At 31.8% G+C, this 20,907-nt stretch carries 19 protein-coding genes, 1 rRNA gene, 1 riboswitch and 1 other annotated feature; of the genes, 12 read left to right on the top strand and 8 right to left on the bottom strand.

The window, feature by feature from the left end; genetic code table 11:
• Positions 1-85 precede the first annotated feature (85 nt).
• Positions 86-415, bottom strand: coding sequence for a winged helix-turn-helix transcriptional regulator (locus tag ACWJJ7_RS04550; RefSeq protein WP_462964131.1), 330 nt, complete (start codon positions 413-415; stop codon positions 86-88).
• A gap of 235 nt (positions 416-650) precedes the next feature.
• Here ACWJJ7_RS04550 and ACWJJ7_RS04545 point away from each other — a divergent pair, with 235 nt between their 5' ends.
• The 4 genes from ACWJJ7_RS04545 (at position 651) to ACWJJ7_RS04530 (ending at position 3,909) form a co-directional block, all read left to right on the top strand.
• Positions 651-947, top strand: a complete 297-nt coding sequence (locus ACWJJ7_RS04545; RefSeq protein ID WP_462964130.1) for a putative quinol monooxygenase — start codon at positions 651-653, stop codon at positions 945-947.
• 42 nt (positions 948-989) lie between these two features.
• Entirely contained in the window at positions 990-1,625 is a 636-nt protein-coding gene (locus ACWJJ7_RS04540; protein WP_462964129.1) for a flavodoxin family protein, read from the top strand.
• 289 nt (positions 1,626-1,914) lie between these two features.
• The gene (locus tag ACWJJ7_RS04535) at positions 1,915-3,690 is read left to right on the top strand and encodes a methyl-accepting chemotaxis protein (RefSeq protein ID WP_462964128.1); all 1,776 of its coding nucleotides are present in this window, start codon (positions 1,915-1,917) and stop codon (positions 3,688-3,690) included.
• An 84-nt stretch (positions 3,691-3,774) separates the two neighbouring features.
• Positions 3,775-3,909: a hypothetical protein gene (locus tag ACWJJ7_RS04530; protein ID WP_263492348.1), complete on the top strand. Its 135-nt coding sequence runs from the start codon at positions 3,775-3,777 to the stop codon at positions 3,907-3,909.
• 34 nt (positions 3,910-3,943) lie between these two features.
• On the opposite strand, the gene hydE is transcribed toward ACWJJ7_RS04530, so the two are convergent.
• On the bottom strand, positions 3,944-4,987 hold the full coding sequence (gene hydE, locus ACWJJ7_RS04525) for a [FeFe] hydrogenase H-cluster radical SAM maturase HydE (protein ID WP_462964127.1): 1,044 nt from the start codon (positions 4,985-4,987) through the stop codon (positions 3,944-3,946).
• A 302-nt stretch (positions 4,988-5,289) separates the two neighbouring features.
• Here hydE and ACWJJ7_RS04520 point away from each other — a divergent pair, with 302 nt between their 5' ends.
• Both ACWJJ7_RS04520 and ACWJJ7_RS04515 read left to right on the top strand, forming a co-directional pair.
• Positions 5,290-5,520, top strand: a complete 231-nt coding sequence (locus ACWJJ7_RS04520; RefSeq protein ID WP_462964126.1) for a glutaredoxin family protein — start codon at positions 5,290-5,292, stop codon at positions 5,518-5,520.
• A gap of 437 nt (positions 5,521-5,957) precedes the next feature.
• Positions 5,958-7,497, top strand: a 16S ribosomal RNA gene (locus tag ACWJJ7_RS04515).
• Positions 7,498-7,791: 294 nt separating this feature from the next.
• On the opposite strand, the gene ACWJJ7_RS04510 is transcribed toward ACWJJ7_RS04515, so the two are convergent.
• A complete protein-coding gene (locus ACWJJ7_RS04510) occupies positions 7,792-7,950 on the bottom strand; it encodes a hypothetical protein (protein WP_462964125.1) in 159 nt (52 codons plus the stop codon).
• Between the two features lie 153 nt (positions 7,951-8,103).
• Positions 8,104-8,226: riboswitch (cyclic di-AMP (ydaO/yuaA leader) on the bottom strand.
• 111 nt (positions 8,227-8,337) lie between these two features.
• Between ACWJJ7_RS04510 and ACWJJ7_RS04505 the strand changes: the two genes are divergently transcribed.
• Entirely contained in the window at positions 8,338-8,478 is a 141-nt protein-coding gene (locus ACWJJ7_RS04505; RefSeq protein WP_165413484.1) for a hypothetical protein, read from the top strand.
• Between the two features lie 157 nt (positions 8,479-8,635).
• Here the strand turns inward: ACWJJ7_RS04505 and ACWJJ7_RS04500 are convergent, their stop codons facing one another.
• The 5 genes from ACWJJ7_RS04500 to ACWJJ7_RS04480 form a co-directional block, all read right to left on the bottom strand.
• Positions 8,636-9,148 (bottom strand): tryptophan transporter, encoded by a 513-nt coding sequence (locus tag ACWJJ7_RS04500; protein ID WP_165413485.1) that lies wholly within the window; start codon positions 9,146-9,148, stop codon positions 8,636-8,638.
• A gap of 136 nt (positions 9,149-9,284) precedes the next feature.
• Positions 9,285-9,536: a binding site (T-box leader), on the bottom strand.
• Between the two features lie 158 nt (positions 9,537-9,694).
• Positions 9,695-10,657 (bottom strand): UV DNA damage repair endonuclease UvsE, encoded by a 963-nt coding sequence (gene uvsE / locus ACWJJ7_RS04495; RefSeq protein WP_165413486.1) that lies wholly within the window; start codon positions 10,655-10,657, stop codon positions 9,695-9,697.
• 931 nt (positions 10,658-11,588) lie between these two features.
• A complete protein-coding gene (locus ACWJJ7_RS04490) occupies positions 11,589-12,833 on the bottom strand; it encodes a HAMP domain-containing sensor histidine kinase (protein WP_462964124.1) in 1,245 nt (414 codons plus the stop codon).
• A 229-nt stretch (positions 12,834-13,062) separates the two neighbouring features.
• Entirely contained in the window at positions 13,063-13,746 is a 684-nt protein-coding gene (locus ACWJJ7_RS04485) for a response regulator transcription factor (protein ID WP_462964123.1), read from the bottom strand.
• Positions 13,747-13,894: 148 nt separating this feature from the next.
• Entirely contained in the window at positions 13,895-14,356 is a 462-nt protein-coding gene (locus ACWJJ7_RS04480; protein ID WP_462964122.1) for a DUF4342 domain-containing protein, read from the bottom strand.
• Between the two features lie 186 nt (positions 14,357-14,542).
• Here ACWJJ7_RS04480 and ACWJJ7_RS04475 point away from each other — a divergent pair, with 186 nt between their 5' ends.
• From ACWJJ7_RS04475 to ACWJJ7_RS04455, 5 genes are all read left to right on the top strand, one after another.
• The gene (locus ACWJJ7_RS04475) at positions 14,543-15,604 is read left to right on the top strand and encodes a CdaR family transcriptional regulator (protein WP_462964121.1); all 1,062 of its coding nucleotides are present in this window, start codon (positions 14,543-14,545) and stop codon (positions 15,602-15,604) included.
• A gap of 108 nt (positions 15,605-15,712) precedes the next feature.
• Positions 15,713-16,963: a GntP family permease gene (locus tag ACWJJ7_RS04470; protein WP_462964120.1), complete on the top strand. Its 1,251-nt coding sequence runs from the start codon at positions 15,713-15,715 to the stop codon at positions 16,961-16,963.
• Between the two features lie 88 nt (positions 16,964-17,051).
• On the top strand, positions 17,052-18,185 hold the full coding sequence (locus tag ACWJJ7_RS04465; protein WP_462964119.1) for a glycerate kinase: 1,134 nt from the start codon (positions 17,052-17,054) through the stop codon (positions 18,183-18,185).
• 430 nt (positions 18,186-18,615) lie between these two features.
• Entirely contained in the window at positions 18,616-18,987 is a 372-nt protein-coding gene (locus tag ACWJJ7_RS04460; RefSeq protein ID WP_462964118.1) for a hypothetical protein, read from the top strand.
• A gap of 344 nt (positions 18,988-19,331) precedes the next feature.
• On the top strand, positions 19,332-20,777 hold the full coding sequence (locus tag ACWJJ7_RS04455; protein WP_462964117.1) for a DEAD/DEAH box helicase: 1,446 nt from the start codon (positions 19,332-19,334) through the stop codon (positions 20,775-20,777).
• Positions 20,778-20,907 lie beyond the last annotated feature (130 nt).

Raw genomic sequence — 20,907 nt, 5'->3', positions numbered from 1 at the left:
AATTGATGAATTTAAAAGAAAGTATAGCCTTTCCTAGTAATGTAAGAGGCTATACTATTTTAATACAGTTTCTAAATTACAACAATTAATTTGTATTAGGAGAATACTTAATTGACCAATTTTGTATCATTTCTAATGCTGGAAAAAGGTCTTTCCCAATTTCTGTTAGTAGAAATTCTACCTTAGGTGGAACTTCGGGGTAAATAATTTTTTTTATTAAACCATCCCTCTGAAGTTCCTGTAATTTTTCATTAAGAACTTTTTGACTAACACCGCAGGTTATTCTTTGAAGTTCTAAAAATCTCTTTGGACCATCATTTAGATGGCATAAGATTACAGCTTTCCATTTTCCTCTAATTAATTCCATTCCAAGATCTATATTACAAACGTATTGCTTACCATTATAGCTAATCATTTTTACACCCACCTTATATAAATCAATCAAATGAAAACATAATAAATAAATATTATTATATACTATTTGAGTTTTAGTATCAATTCACATGGAAATAAATATGGTGAAGAGCACTTGAAATGCAGCAATTCATACCTTTTGGTAAGTTATCTTACAAAAAAGTGCGTACTTGTTCTATGTTTTTTAATGGCGTATACTTTCAAGTAGAAATGTATTTAATTTAATGCTAAGGAGTGTGAAAATTTTAATGATTACTATAGTCGCAAAAAATTCAATTAAACAAGCCAAAGTAGAAGAATTCAAGGGTTTAGCAGAAAAACTTATAAAAGAAAGCAGAAAAGAAAAGGGAAATATATCGTACAATTTATATCAAGACGCTAACAAATGTAATGTATTAACATTTATAGAAGAGTGGGAAAATGAAGATGTAATTAAGAGTCATAATAACTCAGAACATTTCACTAGTATTGTTCCCCAATTTGAAGATTTACAAGAAAGTCAGTCAGAGGTTAATTTATATAAATTGATATAACAAAATATTTTATTCGGAAAATGAAATTAGGAGGTAGCATAAATGAAAGTTGTAGCTTTTAATGGTAGTCCCAATAAAGAAGGAAATACTTATCATGCAATAAAAATGGTTGCAAATGAACTTGAAAAAGAAGGAATAGAAACGGAAATCGTTCATGTAGGTAACAAGTCAATTAGAGGATGTATTGCTTGTAATCAATGTGCAAAAAACAAAAATGAAAAATGTGTGCTTCCAGGTGATGATGTCAACGAGTGGATTCAAAAAATGAATGGAGCAGATGGAATAATTTTAGGCTCGCCTGTGCATTACGCATCAATGGGAGGAACTATGAAATCATTTCTAGATAGAGCTTTCTATGTTGCGGGTAATAATGAGGGGATGTTAAGACATAAGGTTGGCGTATCTGTTGTTGCTGTTAGGCGTTCTGGTGGGATTCCAACTTTTAATCAGCTGAATAATTATATTAATTATTCAGAAATGTTAATGCCAACTTCAAATTACTGGAATGTTATTCATGGTACAAGCACCGGTGAGGCATTACAAGATGAAGAAGGTGTGCAAATTATGAGAGTGCTTGGGAAGAATATGGCATGGATTATGAAATTAGTTGAAAATGGAAAAGAAAATATTAAAGCACCAGAAAGAGAAGAAAAAATATTCATGAACTTTATTCGATAATAGGGTATTTTATAAGATTGAAAAGAACTGCTTAAGTTTAACTTGAGCAGTTCTTTTCCATTTTGTTTACAGAATTACATCTATTACTCCATTTACTAATTCTGAAGTTGGTAATGCATTTTCTACGAAGATATTGCAGCTTCGCAGGTGATGACTTAAGCTAGCGCAAGGTTGCAAATAATATGCCTAAAGGGTTGCAAAAGAATTACGATAATTAATGTAACAGCTACAATTATAAAAAGATATGAACAAATTAAAAAATAAATTAAAGATAAGGGAGTGATATTCGGTGAAAAAAATAAGTGCAAAAATAATAGCTTTAAATGTTTTAGTTGTACTATTGACAGCTCTATTAATTGGAGGCATGGCAATGTATAGAATGTCAGTGCTTAGTAACAATGCTATTATAACAATTGATACCACTGTTAGGACAGGTTATGATGAAAAAATCAAAAATCAAGTAGAAAATGTTATAACTATGCTCGAGGGAATTAATAAAAAATATCAAGGTGGAGAGATGACTTTAGAGCAGGCTAAGAAACTTGGAGCTGATTTAACACGTGAAATGAAATATGGTGAAGGTGGTTATTTTTGGATAGATACTGTTGAAGGAGTAAATGTGGTACTCCTTGGTGGAGAGATTGAAGGTAAAAGTAGATATGATTTAAAGGATGTAAAAGGAAAATACTTAATAAAAGAAATTATTGCAAATGGATTAAAAGAAGAAGGGGGATACTCAGATTATTGGTTTACTAAGGACGGGGAAGACAAACCATTACCAAAGAGATCATATAGTAAGGAATTTAAAGATTTTGGTTGGGTTATTGGCACAGGAAATTATATTGATGATATAGACAAATTTGTTGCAAATGAAAAAACTGTTTCAAGCAAAGCTTTTTATGAAAGTGTAATTAATTTTATAATTTTAGCTGTTGCGGTTATTACATTATCTGTAATTGTTGCATTTTATTTTAGCAAAAAGATTTCCAATCCTATTTTAATTATAAGCAAATTATTGGATAAAACAGCAAAACTTGATTTAACTGATGATAAGGATTATGAAAGAATTTTAAAATATAAAGATGAAACAGGAGTTATTGCACAATCAGTTGTTGATTTAAGAAGTTCATTGAGGGAGATCACTATTAATTTGCAAGAAAATTCTCAGGAGGTTTTTAAGTCTTCAAAAGATATGGCTGTTGCTACGGATGAAACTGTGCAATCTATAGAAGCGGTATCAGTAGCAATTGAGGAGCTAGCAAAGGGTGCAACAAATCAAGTACATGATGCGCAAAGTGGTGCTAGTGAATTGTCAAATCTTGCAGAAGAAATTAATACTGCCGTAAATAGTTCAGCGCTGTTAAAAGATTATTCTAATGAAACTAAATTAGTAAATACAGAAGGATTACAATCTATGAAGGTACTTACTGAAAAATTTAGGGAAAGTAACAAGTCCAATGAAGAAGTAGTTGAAAATATATCTTTGCTTGAGAATAAATCAAATTCTATCGGAAAAATAATAAGCACTATACAGTCGGTAGCAGAACAAACAAATCTTTTGGCGTTAAATGCGGCTATAGAGGCAGCCAGAGCTGGGGAAGCTGGAAAAGGATTTGCAGTAGTAGCTGAGGAAGTAAGGAAACTTGCAGAAAAAACCGCAGAAGCTACTAATGAAATTACAAATATGATTGGTGAAATTCAAGGAGAAATCACTAAAGTAACAATGAACATAAATAAGGGGGCAAGTGTTAATAAAGAATCAAATTTAGCTATGACGCTATCTCAAAAATCTTTTAATAGCATAGAAGAAGCTATTACTAATATGATTGCTCAAATTGACACATTGGGTTCTAATATCAATAATGTTGATAAAAATAAAGATAGAGTATTACAATCTATAGAAGGAATGTCAGCAATATCAGAACAATCTGCCGCTTCAACGGAGGAGATATCTGCATCTATGGAAGAGCAAACTAGTGCTATGGAAGAAATATCAAACACTGCTGAAAATCTTGAGAAGATTGTAGCTAAATTAGATGGAATAGTACAGAAGTTCATACTTTAATATATTGAAATTTCAAATATTAAAAGTATAGAATAAAAACTATCTTTCTAGGATAATATAATCTTAGAAAGGGGAGATGATTTAATGCCAAATAAAGCTACGAAAATGAATATACAGCATGATTTAAATAAAAAACATAATAAGCCTGGAATCGTGGATGCGGAAGGGGAACCAGTTAATAACAAAGCAATAAAAGAAGCTAAAAAAACATTTCGTTAAAAAAGAGCCCTAGGGCTCTTTTTATATTGTAAAATTACTTAGTAGGTTGATCTCCTCTAAATCCATAATTAGTTGAAATGGTTCTTCCAATACTATTAATCTTACCTGTTATGCATCCACGACAATGAGCGGGAGTATCCCCAGTACATATTTTACCTGGGTACAGTGCATAATGTTTTCTGTATTCTCCTTCTGTAACATTAGGCATAACTACGTTGGCGCCGCTTTTAAGGGCCATTAGTCTTCCGTTTTTGTTTAAGGACTCCATAGCAGTTGTTGCAGGTATATTAATGTCTGGTAGGAGTAAACGGGTTATAGCCATAACTTTAAGTGCCATAGTTAGCTCCTTACCCTTGGCATTTGCAAGTGGTGTGTCTTCATTTGGAATAAAAGGACCTATACCTAGCATGTCAGCATTTATTTCTTTGAAAAATAATATATCATCCGCATATGACTCTATAGTTTGGTTTGGGAGACCAACCATAACACCAGTACCAACTTCATAGCCTAATTCTTTTAAAGTCATTAAGCAATTCAGTCTGTTTTCGTGGCTCATGCCTGGATCTATATCTTCATATAGGTTTTTATCCGTTGTCTCAATTCTTAAAAGATACCTATCAGCACCAGCGTCTCTAAAAGCTTTATATTCATCATAAGTTTTTTCACCTACACTTAAAGTTAGAGCTAAATCTAAAGCCTTTATGCCCTTTATTATTTTGATAAGTCTATCACTTGTGTAATAATCGTCTTCACCACCTTGGAGCACTATTGTTTTATAGCCAAAAGACTTAGCTTTAGTGGCAAAGTCTAAAATTTGTTCCTGCGTTAATCTATACCTAACTAAATTTTTATTATCCCGTCTGAGTCCGCAGTAATGGCAATTTCTTTTGCATATATTGGTAAATTCAATAAGACCTCTAAGATGAACGTCATCACCTAAATATTTTTTCCGAACTTCATCAGCTGCATCAAATAGTTCTTGGTCTACATCATTGCAACTTAAAAGAGAGATGATTTCTTCTTTGCACAATTTATGTTCTGTTTTTGCCATGTTTATTATTTCTAACAATTTCATCATTATCGGTTACCTCCTATTATTTATTATTTATTATTGTAGTTACTAAAATATAAAATAATTATAAATTATTTTGTCACTAACATATAGTGTTAAGACTATCATAATATTATAAATAATATATGTAAATATAAAATAAAGAAAACATATTAATAAATTAAATAATATTATTAATATATATTAGTAATTCTTGTAAATATTAGCATCTAATATTATTGACTTAAGAAAACAAAGGTGCTACTATAAAAATAAGTTTAATTATATGAATTTTAAGTTAAAGAACAAGAATAAAGGAGAGGTTATTTATGAATAAAGTTGAGATTTATACAAGTAATGCTTGTGGATTTTGTCATATGGCTAAGGAGTTTTTTGAAGAAAATAATATTGTATATATAGAGCATAATATTTCTGAAAATTTAGAAGCAAAAAAAGCACTTATAAAAAAAGGCTATAGATCAGTACCGATAATAGATATAAATGGAGAAGAAATGATTGGGTTTGATAAGGAAAAAGTAGTTGCTAAACTAGGTCTATAAAAGTAATAAAATATATATGTTACAAAAGAAGCTTTTATAAGCTTCTTTTTCTTTTTGGTAGCAATCACCTCTAGTGAAGATGACAATTAACAATTGTCATCTTCACTTATAAAAGTAGGGGATTTGTTTATAAAATGTTGCTAAATATCTAAAAACAAATAAAAGTGTTGACATGTACAATTTTAACTGGTAGAATAGTAAAAGTAGTCACTTGTTGACGAATGTATAACGTAAATTGGTCTTTGAAAATTAAACAGAGAAATAGGTAAAGATAGCGAAATAATATTTCGTTAAACCAGTTAATTACTTTAGTATAAAGTAAAATTTAGTCGTAAGACTAAAAGTATGTAATGAGCTTGCGAATCAACTTAATTGTTGATGAAACGACTTAACAGTTGTCGCAGATTAATCATTTCAACTAAAAAAGTGTAAACTTTTAAATTGAGAGTTTGATCCTGGCTCAGGACGAACGCTGGCGGCGTGCCTAACACATGCAAGTCGAGCGATGATTCGTCTCCTTCGGGAGACGTTGATTAGCGGCGGACGGGTGAGTAACACGTGGGTAACCTGCCTCAAAGAGGGGAATAGCCTCCCGAAAGGGAGATTAATACCGCATAATATGTTTTGGTCGCATGATCGAAACATCAAAGGATTTTTCTTCGGAAAATTCCACTTTGAGATGGACCCGCGGCGCATTAGCTAGTTGGTGAGGTAACGGCTCACCAAGGCGACGATGCGTAGCCGACCTGAGAGGGTGATCGGCCACATTGGAACTGAGACACGGTCCAGACTCCTACGGGAGGCAGCAGTGGGGAATATTGCGCAATGGGGGAAACCCTGACGCAGCAACGCCGCGTGAATGATGAAGGCCTTCGGGTTGTAAAGTTCTGTCTTCTGGGACGATAATGACGGTACCAGAGGAGGAAGCCACGGCTAACTACGTGCCAGCAGCCGCGGTAATACGTAGGTGGCAAGCGTTGTCCGGATTTACTGGGCGTAAAGGATGCGTAGGCGGACATTTAAGTCAGATGTGAAATACCCGAGCTTAACTTGGGTGCTGCATTTGAAACTGGGTGTCTAGAGTGCAGGAGAGGTAAGTGGAATTCCTAGTGTAGCGGTGAAATGCGTAGAGATTAGGAAGAACACCAGTGGCGAAGGCGACTTACTGGACTGTAACTGACGCTGAGGCATGAAAGCGTGGGGAGCAAACAGGATTAGATACCCTGGTAGTCCACGCCGTAAACGATGAATACTAGGTGTCGGGGGTCGAACCTCGGTGCCGCCGTTAACACATTAAGTATTCCGCCTGGGGAGTACGATCGCAAGATTAAAACTCAAAGGAATTGACGGGGGCCCGCACAAGCAGCGGAGCATGTGGTTTAATTCGAAGCAACGCGAAGAACCTTACCTAGACTTGACATCCCCTGCATAACCCAGAGATGGGTGAAGTCCTTCGGGACAGGGTGACAGGTGGTGCATGGTTGTCGTCAGCTCGTGTCGTGAGATGTTGGGTTAAGTCCCGCAACGAGCGCAACCCTTATCATTAGTTGCTACCATTAAGTTGAGCACTCTAGTGAGACTGCCCGGGTTAACCGGGAGGAAGGTGGGGATGACGTCAAATCATCATGCCCCTTATGTCTAGGGCTACACACGTGCTACAATGGTGAGTACAAAGAGATGCAAGACCGCAAGGTGGAGCCAAACTCAAAAACTCATCCCAGTTCGGATTGTAGGCTGCAACTCGCCTACATGAAGCCGGAGTTGCTAGTAATCGCGAATCAGCATGTCGCGGTGAATACGTTCCCGGGCCTTGTACACACCGCCCGTCACACCATGAGAGTTGGTAACACCCGAAGTCCGTGAGGTAACCTAACACTTAGGTGTTTATGGAGCCAGCGGCCGAAGGTGGGATTGATGATTGGGGTGAAGTCGTAACAAGGTAGCCGTAGGAGAACCTGCGGCTGGATCACCTCCTTTCTAGGGAGTAGATGTATTGACTTCGGTCGATGCACAATATCTATTGTAATTAATCGTACCTAATTCTCTGTTTAATTTTGAGAGACTAATAGTCTAAAAAATGTAATGAGCAATTATAAAAGCACTATTTGGTGTTTATTGTTGTTCATTACATTTTTTGATTACTTTAACAATATTTATAGAGCATATATATAACTAAAATATATAAAGAGTATGTGCATGATAAAAAACAAACTTCCACAAGATAGTGGAAGTTTGTTTTTCTATATTTAATAAATACTCAAAATACATTCATTAGTAAGCAAAAGTTAAATTGCCTACGGAAGTAGCTACTGTCTTTGAAGTTAACCACTCATTTGTTACAGAATCATCAAAAAAATATAAGGCTCCTTTAGTTACATCTAGTACTTGTCCAGAATATATGGTGCTATTTGAAAGTCCATTATCTTTCATTAAAATATTCGTAGTTGTGTTATAAGTCTTGCTGACACTATATAATGTATCACCTGATTTAACTGTATATGAAGCAGCATATACAGAGCTGCTACTTACTAAAGCTAAGGTTAACGCTAATAGTGTAGTTTTTAAATTTAATTTAATAATAACGAGTCCTCCTTTGTATGCCTACGAGGTTAGTTGACGGATTCGGGTTAAAGGCACCCTACTCTAGATAAGAGATTCACCCCATAAGGAAATCTCCCGTTCTCCATTTAGGAGCGTTTCAAAAAAAAATTCACTTAAAAACATATAATTAATTTATTTTTGTAAATACTATATGAAGAATAGTTAGAAAATACAATAAGTGTTTCGATATCAAAATAAGCAAAAGGAGATGTTATTTTGGGTAATGATAAGAATAGAGAAGTGAGAAAAGAAAAGCAAAATGGAGATAAAAAAACTTTTACAAGTGAAGTTCAAGAATTCCATAAACCAGAGGATTATGAAGATGCTTTTAAAGAATACTATCCAAAACAAAAATAAGTCCTAGTATCTTTATAGTTGTAATAAAATAGAAAATAAATTTTTAAGGTGAAATAAAACAATCTATATTTTGTATTAAAGAATTCAGAAGGAAAGTATCCTTCTGAATTCTTTAATACATCTCCTACGGAGATGTTGTAGCTCCGCAGGAGATGATTTAAAAGTTTATAAATAAACTCTTAATTGCTGGGTTAGTTATAATAAGTTTATGTAGGGAAAATCCAATGAAAGAATTAATCGCTGAAGTAGGAAGCACTATAGATACGAAGAGTATTAAAAAGGGTGCAGGTAAGCCAAATAGGATAAGAGCTGAACCAAGAAAAATGCTTCCACTTATTATAGTTCCGAGAAAATAAATACACCCTAATTTAAGTGGAGAATTAGGATTGAGATTCTTATATAATCCGTATACAACTATTGAAGTTATAACCTTATCTATAATGTTAGGAAGTTGGCCACCTGGAAAAGTAGTAGTTAAGGCACCTAAAATACCTGCTACTATTCCTGTAATAATGGTGATCTTAAAATCTTTAGTTAATGTTAGGGACAAAATCATAAATACTAATAAAAGATCTGGTTTCATTCCTAAAAAGATACCTGGTATAATTTGATGCAATATAAGACCTATTGCAAGTAATAGAGAAGTTATTATTAGTTTATTTGTTTTCATAAAAAACAGCTCCTTGTCAAAATAATTTAGAGTTAAAGGCTTTATTATTATTATTTTAAAAGCAAATATCTTTCAGCACATCAAATTAACCACCACCTTTACTTTATTATTTAAAATAAAAAAAACCCTCGCCCTGTATTAGGGCGAAGGATATTCGCTGTACCACCTAAATTATGCTACAAAAAAAACTAAGCATATCTTATAATTCGAGCACTGAAATGCTCTAGCCCTTTTAACAGTGGGCATCCGGTAACTACTACTCTCAAAATTTGATTTCGGGTTACTTCTAGCAGGTCCATTCACTAAAGTTATCAATACTGAGATTACACTATCCTCAGCTCTCTGAATTTGCATGGCTTTAACTACTCTTCCTGTTCAACGAATTTATTATAATAATAGCATTAAAATTATTATATGTAAACAATTATTTTCATTAAGAATTGTTTTTATAAATAAAAGCCCACTAAGATATGTAAATAATTTTACATAAAGAGAAGACTTCAACAATATTTCTATTGTTAAAATCTTCTCTTTTATAAATCTATTTTATTGAAATTCTAAGGTACTATTATCAAGCCAAGTCCACTCAGGTTTAAAAACCCTTACATCCTCTAAAAGTTGATCGAAGGCCAAATCTGCTTGTTTTGCCTCTATTAGTATATCTAAGTCTATTCCTAAAGGAATACATTTTTCAATAAACTCGATGAATGATGCTGCATCAATATTATCAGCATGCTTTTTATCTTTTTCACTAGTTTTTGGGCTCGAAAAATGTATTTTTGGTGGTAAAGGTTCACCTTCCCAAGTAGAAAATATATCTTTCAACATAGGTTCTAGTTCATCACCACCGTTGTTGCAGTTATGATGATGTACATCTAGTACCATAGGTACATTTATTTCTTTGCATATGTTTAATACTTCTTTAGTAGTAAAGCTTTTATCATCATTTTCAAATACTAATAACTGTGTTATTTCCTTTGGTAAGTTATTAAAATTCTTAAAGAATCTTTCTGTAGCAGCGAGCTTTCCGCCTTCTTTACCACCAATGTGTAATACCATTTTTCCTAATGGATAGTTAATATCCTTAAAAAGATTAGCGTGGAACTGTAGGTTTTTTGCAGTAGTTTTTATTACTTCTTCCTTAGAACTATTTATGACATTAGATTCATCAGGATGAGTATCTACTCTTAAATTGTTGTCGTTAATAAAATTTCCAAGCCATTCAAAATCCATTTTTAAAATTCTTCTAAACTCCCAATCTGTAACTTCAGGATGAGTTGCTAAAGGGATTAAAGCAGAAGTTATTCTATAAAAGTGGACATTGTTTTTTACAACGTATTCTAGAATTTTATGCAAATCATTAACGTTTGATACAGCTACCTTTTGTAGCTTTTCAAGCTTATCTCTAGCCGTCGATTGTTTGGTATATGTAGAAAAAGTTACTGTGCTAGCAGAAGTTATCTTTGCTGACTTTAAGGCAGTAGCCACGTAGCCTAATCTTATTTGCATAATATCACTCCTCATATAATATAGTTATAAATTTGAATATAAATTAAGACATCTCTACTATCTGATATTTTTTAATATATTGTAATAAGCATAATTTTATAGCAATAATAGTACAATAGCGAAGATATTTACTATTGTAAAAACGTATTAAGTAAAGGTATAAAAATTTGCTAATGAGATAAATCCCCATATTTCAAAAGTTATAAACAATATTTAAACGTTCCTTAAAAACATCTTATTAAATAAATATAATATCTGAATAGATTTTATAATAAACTCAAATTTAATCATATCACATAATCATAGTGTATGTAAAACAATATACATACAATTGAATAAATATTTGCATGTTTTAGAGGATTTCATTACAAAAAAAGAAAAAATACAAATATAAAGGGCTTTATTTTATAAAATTTTAGAAATATGGTTTTTTGTAAAAGAAATATAACACACATTAAGCTAAATGAAAAAAGAGAATACTTTGTTTAAAAGATAACATACTTTCGTTTTGGCATAAATTAATAATGATGAAAAAAATTCGATGTTAATGAGAATAAACCCGGAGTATATAATCGTTTTCAGAGGATCTTAAAGAATTGTAAGAGGTTGGTTGTTATCACTACATAATAGAATATGTAAAAAAAATCATAAAAACTATTTACAACTATCATAAAATTGTGATATAATTAACATACAAACAAGAGCTCAAACATTTATAAGTAAGATTCGAAGATTTAGCTATGAAATTTGTGGAGATAGCTACGATAACTCATTAAAAATTTAATTAATTAATCAGATAAACTTTAAAAGCCAATCTTGAGAAGTTTATTACAACTAATATACAAAAAAAGCAGCAGTACATGAAAGTGAACTGCTGCTTTTTGAATTATACAATTAATTGTAGTAATGTGAGTATCATCTCTTTTTTATGTTATAATTTATTTTTTATTGGAAGTCCAATTCTTATAGTTGTTCCCATTTTAGGTTTGCTTTCTACTACAATGGAGCCGTTATGCTCACCGATAATCCATTTCGCAATAGATAAGCCAAGGCCTGTTCCGCCACTTTCTTTTGCTCTTGATTTATCACATCTATAAAATCTATTAAAAATGTAGGGGAGATCCTCTTTAAAAATACCTATTCCCGTATCAATAATTTCAATTATTAATTTATTTTTTCTAACGTAGCTATTTAACTTTATACTACCACCACTTTGGGTATACTTTATGCTATTATCAATGAAAATTCGTAATGCTTGTTTTAATAAATTTTTATCAGCATAAATATATGTCTCCTCATTAATATTAGTTGAGATTTCATGATAGTCGTCAATTAGCTTTGTTTCTTTTATAATTTCATCTACTAATTGATTGATATAAAATTCTTCTTTGGAAACTTTTTGAGTATTCTTATCACTTCTTGCAAGGAAGAGAAGCTTTTCTACTAATTGTTGCATATTTTCAGATTCACCCTTAATAGCTGTTATAGATTCTTCCAATATCGCTTTGTCATCTTTTCCCCAACGGTATAACATATTTGCATAGCCTTTTATAACGGCTATGGGAGTTCGGAGTTCATGGGAGGCATCTGAAACAAATTGATTTTGTATTTCATAGGAATTTTGAATACGATCCAGCATTTCATTAAAGTTTTCGGCTAGCTGCTTTAACTCATCGTGAGAATTGCTAACATTTAGTCTCGTTTCCAAGGCATTAATTGAAATTGCTTTTGTAGTTTTTGTCATGTTTTTTATGGGGAGAAGCATTTTTTTACTTTCTTTAGAGCCAACACCTAATGTAATAATTAAAGAAAATATATTTATGATGAAAATAATTGAAGTAAAAATGCCCCCGTATTCATTTTCCTTATCTAGATTTTTAGAAAACTGAAGGAAAATAATTTCATTATTAAGATCTAGTTTAGTAGTAACAGAAACAAATTGTTGATTTAAATTATTAGTAAAAGGAAAAGTTGAGCTATCTTCATGAAAAGAAAGATTCTTTTTATCTTTTTCAGTAGAATAAAGAAGAGTTTCACTTTCATCAAAAACACTGAACGTTACATATTTTAGATTAGAAAAAATATCAACATTGATGTCCTGAAGACCTTTGCCTAATTTAGCATAATTAATGGCTATTGTACTATATTTAGTAAGCTCACCCTTAGATTCATTCAATAGATAGAATCTAAAGCCTATAATTAAACCAACACTTAACAGGAACATCGTAACAGAAAAAATAAGAGTATATACTGCGGTCATTTTAAAACTAATTGAAAATCTTAACCGTTTATGAATTTTGTAAGTTAGTTTTTTTAATAGCCCTGGTATAAAACTGAGTATTACTGTTATTATGTTGAAGAAAAATCGGAAACATTGTAATATAACCTTAAAGATAAATTTCAAATTATTCATCTTTTAAAAGATATCCCACCCCTCGCACTGTATAAATGAATTTCTTACTGAATCTATCATCTATTTTACTTCTTAAATAGCTAATGTATACATCTACTACATTAGTATCACCCATATATTCATATCCCCATACGATATCTATAATCTTATTTCTTGTAAGGACAATATTTTTATTTTCAATTAGGTATTTAAGTAAATCAAATTCTGTCTTAGTTAGTTCTATAGAGTTATCTTTAAAGGTAACCATATGTTGATCTAAGTCTATGGTCAATTCTCCAATAGATAATATATTTGTGCTTTCATTGAACACAAGTGTCTTTTTTAATGCAGTTCTTATTCTTGCAAGTAATTCTTCAATAGCGAAAGGCTTAGTCATATAGTCATCGGCACCTGTGTCAAGGCCCATAACTTTATCCATTATTTCATCTTTCGCAGTAAGCATTATAATAGGAACTGCTGACACTTGTCTAAGTCTTCTTAATACCTCAAGGCCATTTAAGGAAGGCAACATAACATCAAGGATTACGAGATCAAAAAATTCATTAGTGGCCTTATCTAAACCCTCACGTCCGTCATGACATTGCTCAACAATATAACCCTCATATTTTAATTCTAACTCAAGAAACCGAGCTATTTTTATTTCATCCTCAATTATTAAAATCTTTTGCCCGCTCATATATAGACTTTACCTCCAAAATATATTATATTAATAGCTTTATTATATATTATTTCATATATAATTACAGGCAATTAACTCCATATTTTAAATTTTACTATTTAAAAAATAACCTACATTGATAAAACGTAGGCTATTTTTGTGTTCCTTATTCAGTTTTCATTTCTTCGGTAATTTTTGTAGTTACCTTATTAACAGCAACAGACATCTTATCAAAAATCTTGTTTGCTTCTGAATCTTCATTGTTTTTCTTTTGAATTCTTATTTTATGATTAGTTGCTAAGGCTAATATTAATGCTCCAATTACTATGGGGAAAGCTGCTATAGTTAATATAATGGCTAGTGTTACACATATATTTAATACTACAGCATCATTTTTTTTAACTATTAATTTCGTTTCATTGGCTTTTTTAATAAGTTTTTTTACCTCTTTAAACAAAATGCTTTCACTGCAAGGGGTATCCTCCGACCTAATCTTGTTTTGATTTTCAAGATATACTAAAGCTTCAATAAGGTCTCCGGCACTTTGCTCCAAAGCATTTTTAGCTTCCTCATAACTTACATTAGCTCTTTTTCTTAATTCATCAATTTGTTCTAAATTTATTGACATTTTAATTCCTCCTCGTTTTTATTTCTTTTCTGTGTTTTCATTATAAGATTGGAGGATTAAAGATTTATTAGTAGAACATTAAAATTACATTAGAAATTTAAATTTTAGATCTTAATTTTAGAATAACATTGAAAATTGGTGTAAAATATTAATATCAGTATATTTTAAGAAAGGAGTGATAAACATATGATTACGCTGACAGAGCAACAAGCACAAAGTATAGTGGATAGAATGATGAATGTAATACCATATAACGTAAATATAATGAATGATAAGGGAATGATTATTGGAAGTGGAGATAAAAATAGACTTTATGAGTTGCATGAGGGAGCTATGGAAGCTATTTCTAATAAAAAGATGATTGAAATTTCAGAAGGTGGATTATGTACAAAACCAGGAGTAAATACGCCAATAATTTTTCAAGACAAAATCATTGGCGTTATAGGGATTTCAGGTGTGCCAAAGGAGGTTCGCCCTTTTGTTGAGTTGGTTAGAATAACTGCGGAACTTTTAGTAAATCAGGAGTATGTTTTATTTCAAAGAAAAATTAATGAACAGCTAAAAGAGGAGTTTTTATATGAATTAATTTATCTAAACGATGACTATACTCAGGATTTTAAAGAAAGAGGAGATTCTTTGGGAATTGATGTATCTATTCCCCGGGTAGCTGTGGTTTTAACTTTTAGGGAGGACTCCATTGGGAAAGTAAAAAGTAAACTAATGAATTTTTTAAGAAATGATGAATTTTATTTGAAATTAAATCCATCAACTATAGTAACTTTTATGTATTACGATAGGTTTGTTACTAAGAGATTAGAAAGGTTCTTATGCAAAGAAGAGGAGTGTTGCTTTCAAATAGGAGTAGGATATAGTGAAAATATTTTCGGTACATCATTTAAGCAAGCAACGAAGGCACTTGGAATTGGGAAAAAACTTGAAAGCAAAAGAAAAATTTATTTATACAAAGATATAGCCTTTATTTCATTGTTATCAAGTTTTAAAGGAAATAATGATATGCAAAAAATAATTGAGAATTTAGAAGCTGAGAATCAATTAAACTTATTCTCAACATTAAGTACTTATATAAATATGAATGGACAAGTAAATAAAATTTCTGAGGAACTTCATATTCATAGAAATACATTGAATTATAGGTTAGAGAAGGTCGAGGAAGTTACTGGAAAAAACCCAAAAAATTTTATTGATTTGTTCCAATTATATACTGCATATATCTTATCCAAACTATAATTGTTCAGATGCATAAAAATTATAGTTTGATTATTAAACAAATGCCTAATGTTTATTTTTTTGAATTCGTTTACTATATAGATAGAGAACAACAGAGGAGGAATTTATATGCAAGTAACCGCATTAGGCGCAATTATTGCACTTATATTAGCAATTTTTTTAATAATTAAAAAAGTTCATCCAGCATATGCCCTTATATTAGGTGCACTAATAGGTGGTCTAGTGGGTGGAGCAGGACTAACAAACACTGTAGTATTTATGATTGATGGTGCAAAAGGTATCATGCCAGCAATCCTTAGAATACTTACTGCCGGAGTTTTAGCAGGAGTCCTTATAGAATCTGGCGCTGCTGCAAAGATTGCAGAAACTATTGTAGATAAAATAGGAGAAAATAATTCTCTAGTAGCACTAGCACTCGCAACTTTAGTACTGACATCTGTAGGAGTTTTTGTAGATGTAGCAGTTATTACAGTAGCACCAATAGCGATGTCTATTGCCATTCGTGCTAATTTATCTAAATCATCGATTCTTATTGCTATGATAGGTGGGGGAAAAGCAGGAAATATTATGTCTCCTAATCCTAATGCTATAGCAGCAGCGGATGCATTTAAAGTGCCATTAACATCAGTTATGGCAGCAGGTATAGTGCCAGCAGTATTTGGGCTTATTGTTACATGCTTAATAGCGAAAAAGCTAATTAAAAAAGGAAGTTTTGTTGGAAAAGGTGAAGTTGATAGTGAAGTTGAGCAAAAGCCAAGCTTTTCATCAGCAATTGTTGGACCACTAGTTGCTATAGTATTACTTTCTCTTAGACCTTTATTCAAAATTAGTATAGATCCACTAATAGCATTACCAATCGGAGGGGCCGTCGGTGCTCTTGCTATGGGAAAAATAAAAAACTTAAATAAATACTCAATTGTTGGGTTAACAAAAATGAGTGGAGTAGCTATTTTACTTATTGGTACAGGAACTCTTGCAGGAATTATAGCTAATTCTGGGTTAAAAGACGTAATTGTTCAAGGACTTAATGCTTCGGGCCTTCCTGCATATGCATTAGCGCCAATAGCGGGAATATTAATGTCTGCGGCTACAGCATCAACTACATCTGGTACTGCAGTAGCAAGCACAGTATTTGGTGGAACTATATTAGAACTGGGAATTTCACCTCTTTCAGCGGCAGCAATGATTCATAGTGGAGCAACGGTTTTAGATCATCTTCCACACGGAAGTTTCTTTCATGCAACAGGTGGAAGTATATTTATTGATATGAAGGAAAGATTAAAACTTATACCATATGAATCATTAGTAGGGTTAACTATGACTTTAGTGTCAACTATAATATTTGGAATAATGAAATAGAACTCTAAGTAATTGATCGTAACAATTAATAATAAAGAATATCTCACAGGCTTAAATTAGTAATTCACTTTGGAAAGGATAGATATATATGAAATTTGTGTTAGCACCAGATTCATTTAAGGAAAGTATGACAGCAAAAGAAGCAGCAAAAGCAATGGAGAGAGGAATCAAAAAAATCATTCCACATGCAGAATGTGTGAAGGTTCCAATGGCTGACGGTGGAGAAGGAACGGTGCAGTCTCTTGTAGATGCAACAGAAGGTGAACTATACAAAAAGCTGGTTAAAGGGCCACTTGGTGATGAAGTTCTAGCTACATTTGGAGTACTTGGAGATAAAAAAACAGCAGTAATTGAGATGGCTAGCGCCAGTGGGTTGCATCTTGTGCCTAGTAAAAAAAGAAACCCTCTTTTGACTACAACTTATGGTACGGGAGAATTAATTAAAGCGGCTCTTGATGCAGGAGTTAACCATCTGATTATAGGAATAGGCGGTAGTGCCACAAATGACGGCGGTGCGGGAATGATACAAGCACTTGGTGGAAGGCTCTTAACAAAGGATAATGAAGAGATTAATTTAGGCGGTGGATATTTAAATCTTCTTCATAAGATAGATTTAAATGGACTAGATAAGAGACTAAAAGGTACTAAGATCGAAGTAGCCTGTGATGTTACTAATCCTTTAACAGGCAAAAATGGGGCTTCTTATATTTTTGGACCACAAAAGGGTGCAACAGGCGAAATGGTTAAAATTTTAGATGATAATTTAAGTCATTATGCAAAAATTATAAAAGAACAGTTAGGCTTAGATATTGAAAGTATTCCTGGAGCAGGAGCGGCAGGGGGACTAGGTGCAGGACTTCTTGCTTTCTTCTACGCAGAACTTAAAAGAGGGATAGATTTAGTTATGGAGCATACTAATCTCAAAGGGAAAATGCAAGATGCAGATTATGTATTTACTGGAGAAGGAAGCATAGATGGACAAACACTTTATGGGAAAGCACCTCTTGGAGTGGCTTTAATAGCTAAAGGATATAATATACCTGTTATTGCATTTGCAGGACGAATAGGTGATGGAACAGAGGCTTTATATGAACATGGAATAAATTCAATAATAGGCATATTATCAGAAGCTGAAACAATTGATAAGGCACTTGAAAAAGGTCCGAAAAATATTGAAAGAGCTAGTGAAAATATAGCTAGAATTATTTTGCTTAATAAGTAAGCTAATCTTAACAAGTAAGCTTTGCTTAATAAGTAAGCTTTGCTTAATAAGTAAGCTTTGCCATAACAAAATAGTAATTAATAAGTCCTTAAGGGCTTATTAATTACTATTTTGTTATTTTTTTTAAAAAATTTCCTTAAAAATTTGTGACTTTGATTAACAAATAGCTACACCATTGAATATAGTATAGTATAGTATAAAATATGAGTTATAGATTATATTTAGCTTATTGATAAAACAAATTATAAATTTATAATAAGACAATTTCAACTATGAATCTGATTTATTAGTACATATATCAACGCACAAAACTTATATACACAATATATTTTAGTGATATATGTATTCATAAAAATTATGGATAACTTATAAATCGGTATTAGTGAGTATCGTCTCATTTGAAATTTATACAAAAAAGGAGTTTTATTAAATGAGTAGAGATGAAAGAGTAAATTGTTCAATAAATAATAATGACCAAAGTTGTTCATGTGATCTATGTCATTCTATTAATGTAGAACCAATAGATATGGAAAGACATGGTGCTAAATTATTAACTGTAAGAATACAAGTAAATGGCGTATGTTTTGGCAAAAAAGTAGCTGTTGCATGCATAATATATGATAAGTGTCACAGAATACTTGCTTTTAGAGGTTTTATTACAATGCTATGTAAAGACGATGAATGTGATAAAAATGCATGTGGTATTATTAAACGTAAACTAGTGTTTGTACTTCCAGAAGATATTGACATTGAAGAATTAGATGTTCGTGCTGCAGCCAATTATATATATCCATGTGAGTAAAATAATTATGTAATTAGAAAAAGAGATAATGAAGAAATTCATTATCTCTTTTTTTCATTAAATCATCTTCTGCGAAGCTGCAGTATTAACGACTTCAGAAGGAGATTTATACTACCACTAAGTTTTATTTTTGTTATAACGCGGAAATCACACTTATAGAAGTGGGAGGCTTTCCTTCTGAAATGTCATTAAAACTAGTCGTATGCAAATAAATAAATTTGTCGAATATTAAAACTTATAATAGAAATTATAAGCTTAAACATGGTATAATATAAACTTATGAGTTGAAAATGTATTTAAGTTATACTTAAAAATTATATATAAACAAAAGAGAGGAAGTTAAAATGAGTAACATAAAATTTGAGGAATTTAATATTAGTGAAGAAATATTAAAAGCAATTAATAATTTAGGATATAAAAATCCTTCAGAGGTTCAAGCTGCAGTAATACCTATAGCCCTAAAAGGTAATGATATCATAGTAAAATCACAAACAGGTAGTGGAAAAACAGCTGCTTTTGCTATTCCACTTTGTGAAAGTGCAGATATAGAGGAAACAGAGCCTCAAGCGTTAGTATTAACACCTACTAGAGAACTAGCTCTTCAATTGAGCCAGGATATAACACAAATAGGTAGATATAAGAAAATTAGAGCGGTAGCTGTTTTTGGTAAACAACCTATAGAAATGCAAAAGAAACAGTTAAAGCAAAGAGTGCACGTAGTAGTAGGTACGCCAGGACGAACATTAGATCATATTGAAAGAGGAACTATTAACTTAGATAAGATAAAATATTTAATATTAGACGAAGCAGATGAAATGCTTAGCATGGGATTTATAGAACAAGTAGAAGCGGTTATTAAGGCTGTTCCTAAAAATAGAGTTACTATGTTATTTTCAGCTACAATACCAGAATCTATTGAAGCAATTTGCATGAAATACATGGTGAATCCTGTTAATATAGAAATAAACCCTGAAAAATTAACCGTTGAAAAAATTGATCAAGTTTGCTATGAAGTAGAGGAAGATAAGAAGCTCAGTTTGCTTAAGAGAACGCTTTATGTTGAAAATCCAGATTCATGTATAGTATTTTGTAGAACAAAAGAAAATGTTGATGCAATAACTAATCAAATGAAAAATCGGCATTATTCATGTATTAAGATACATGGAGGGTTGCTTCAAAATGATAGATTAGATGCTATGGAAAGATTTAAAAAAGGTGAATTTAGATTTTTAGTGGCTACAGATGTTGCTGCTAGAGGTATTGATGTGGAAGATATAACTCATATTATAAATTATGATTTACCCTTAGAAAAAGAAAATTACGTGCATAGAATAGGAAGAACAGGACGTGCAGGCAAAAAGGGAAAAGCTATAACTTTTACAACGCGTCATGAGAAAAGATTTTTACAAAACATAGAAAACTATATCGGTATGGAGATACCTAAAAAACCAATTCCATCAAAGGAAGAGTCTGAGCCGTATAGGGAAGCATTTTATGAAAAAAATGATGCTAAACCTATTATTAAAAAGACTAAAGCATCTAATTTTAGTAGCGATATAATGAAAATATATATCAGTGCAGGTAAAAGGAAAAAAATAAGAAATGTAGATATTGTAGGAACTATTTGCAATATTGAGGGTGTTAGTGTTGAGGATATAGGTATTATAGATATTCAAGATAGTTTCTCTCATGTAGATATCATGGGTGGAAAAGGCAAGTTAGTATTAGAAGCCCTTAAAAACGGGACAATAAAGGGAAAAACTATTAGGGTGGAAAAAGCAAATAAATAGTAATTAATACCATAGGATACAAAGTGAGGCAGATAATATAATTATCCACCTCATTTTTATATTAGGCTATGTTTTAATATAGTGTTGAAATATGATAAAAAATTATAGATAGGATTGTCCATCTATAATT

Source organism: Clostridium sp. CM042 (assembly GCF_055080995.1).
The sequence above is the reverse complement of the archived record's forward strand: the minus strand, read 5'-3'. Positions and strand labels throughout refer to the sequence as shown.

Coding starts and splice junctions, on each gene's coding strand:
- ACWJJ7_RS04530 (WP_263492348.1), top strand. CDS start 3,775: ATGCCAAATAAAGCTACGAAAATGAATATACAGCATGATTTAAATAAA.
- ACWJJ7_RS04550 (WP_462964131.1), bottom strand. CDS start 415: ATGATTAGCTATAATGGTAAGCAATACGTTTGTAATATAGATCTTGGA.
- ACWJJ7_RS04455 (WP_462964117.1), top strand. CDS start 19,332: ATGAGTAACATAAAATTTGAGGAATTTAATATTAGTGAAGAAATATTA.
- ACWJJ7_RS04470 (WP_462964120.1), top strand. CDS start 15,713: ATGCAAGTAACCGCATTAGGCGCAATTATTGCACTTATATTAGCAATT.
- ACWJJ7_RS04485 (WP_462964123.1), bottom strand. CDS start 13,746: ATGAGCGGGCAAAAGATTTTAATAATTGAGGATGAAATAAAAATAGCT.
- ACWJJ7_RS04520 (WP_462964126.1), top strand. CDS start 5,290: ATGAATAAAGTTGAGATTTATACAAGTAATGCTTGTGGATTTTGTCAT.
- ACWJJ7_RS04510 (WP_462964125.1), bottom strand. CDS start 7,950: ATGAAAGATAATGGACTTTCAAATAGCACCATATATTCTGGACAAGTA.
- ACWJJ7_RS04460 (WP_462964118.1), top strand. CDS start 18,616: ATGAGTAGAGATGAAAGAGTAAATTGTTCAATAAATAATAATGACCAA.
- ACWJJ7_RS04465 (WP_462964119.1), top strand. CDS start 17,052: ATGAAATTTGTGTTAGCACCAGATTCATTTAAGGAAAGTATGACAGCA.
- ACWJJ7_RS04475 (WP_462964121.1), top strand. CDS start 14,543: ATGATTACGCTGACAGAGCAACAAGCACAAAGTATAGTGGATAGAATG.
- ACWJJ7_RS04480 (WP_462964122.1), bottom strand. CDS start 14,356: ATGTCAATAAATTTAGAACAAATTGATGAATTAAGAAAAAGAGCTAAT.
- ACWJJ7_RS04540 (WP_462964129.1), top strand. CDS start 990: ATGAAAGTTGTAGCTTTTAATGGTAGTCCCAATAAAGAAGGAAATACT.
- ACWJJ7_RS04500 (WP_165413485.1), bottom strand. CDS start 9,148: ATGAAAACAAATAAACTAATAATAACTTCTCTATTACTTGCAATAGGT.
- uvsE (WP_165413486.1), bottom strand. CDS start 10,657: ATGCAAATAAGATTAGGCTACGTGGCTACTGCCTTAAAGTCAGCAAAG.
- hydE (WP_462964127.1), bottom strand. CDS start 4,987: ATGATGAAATTGTTAGAAATAATAAACATGGCAAAAACAGAACATAAA.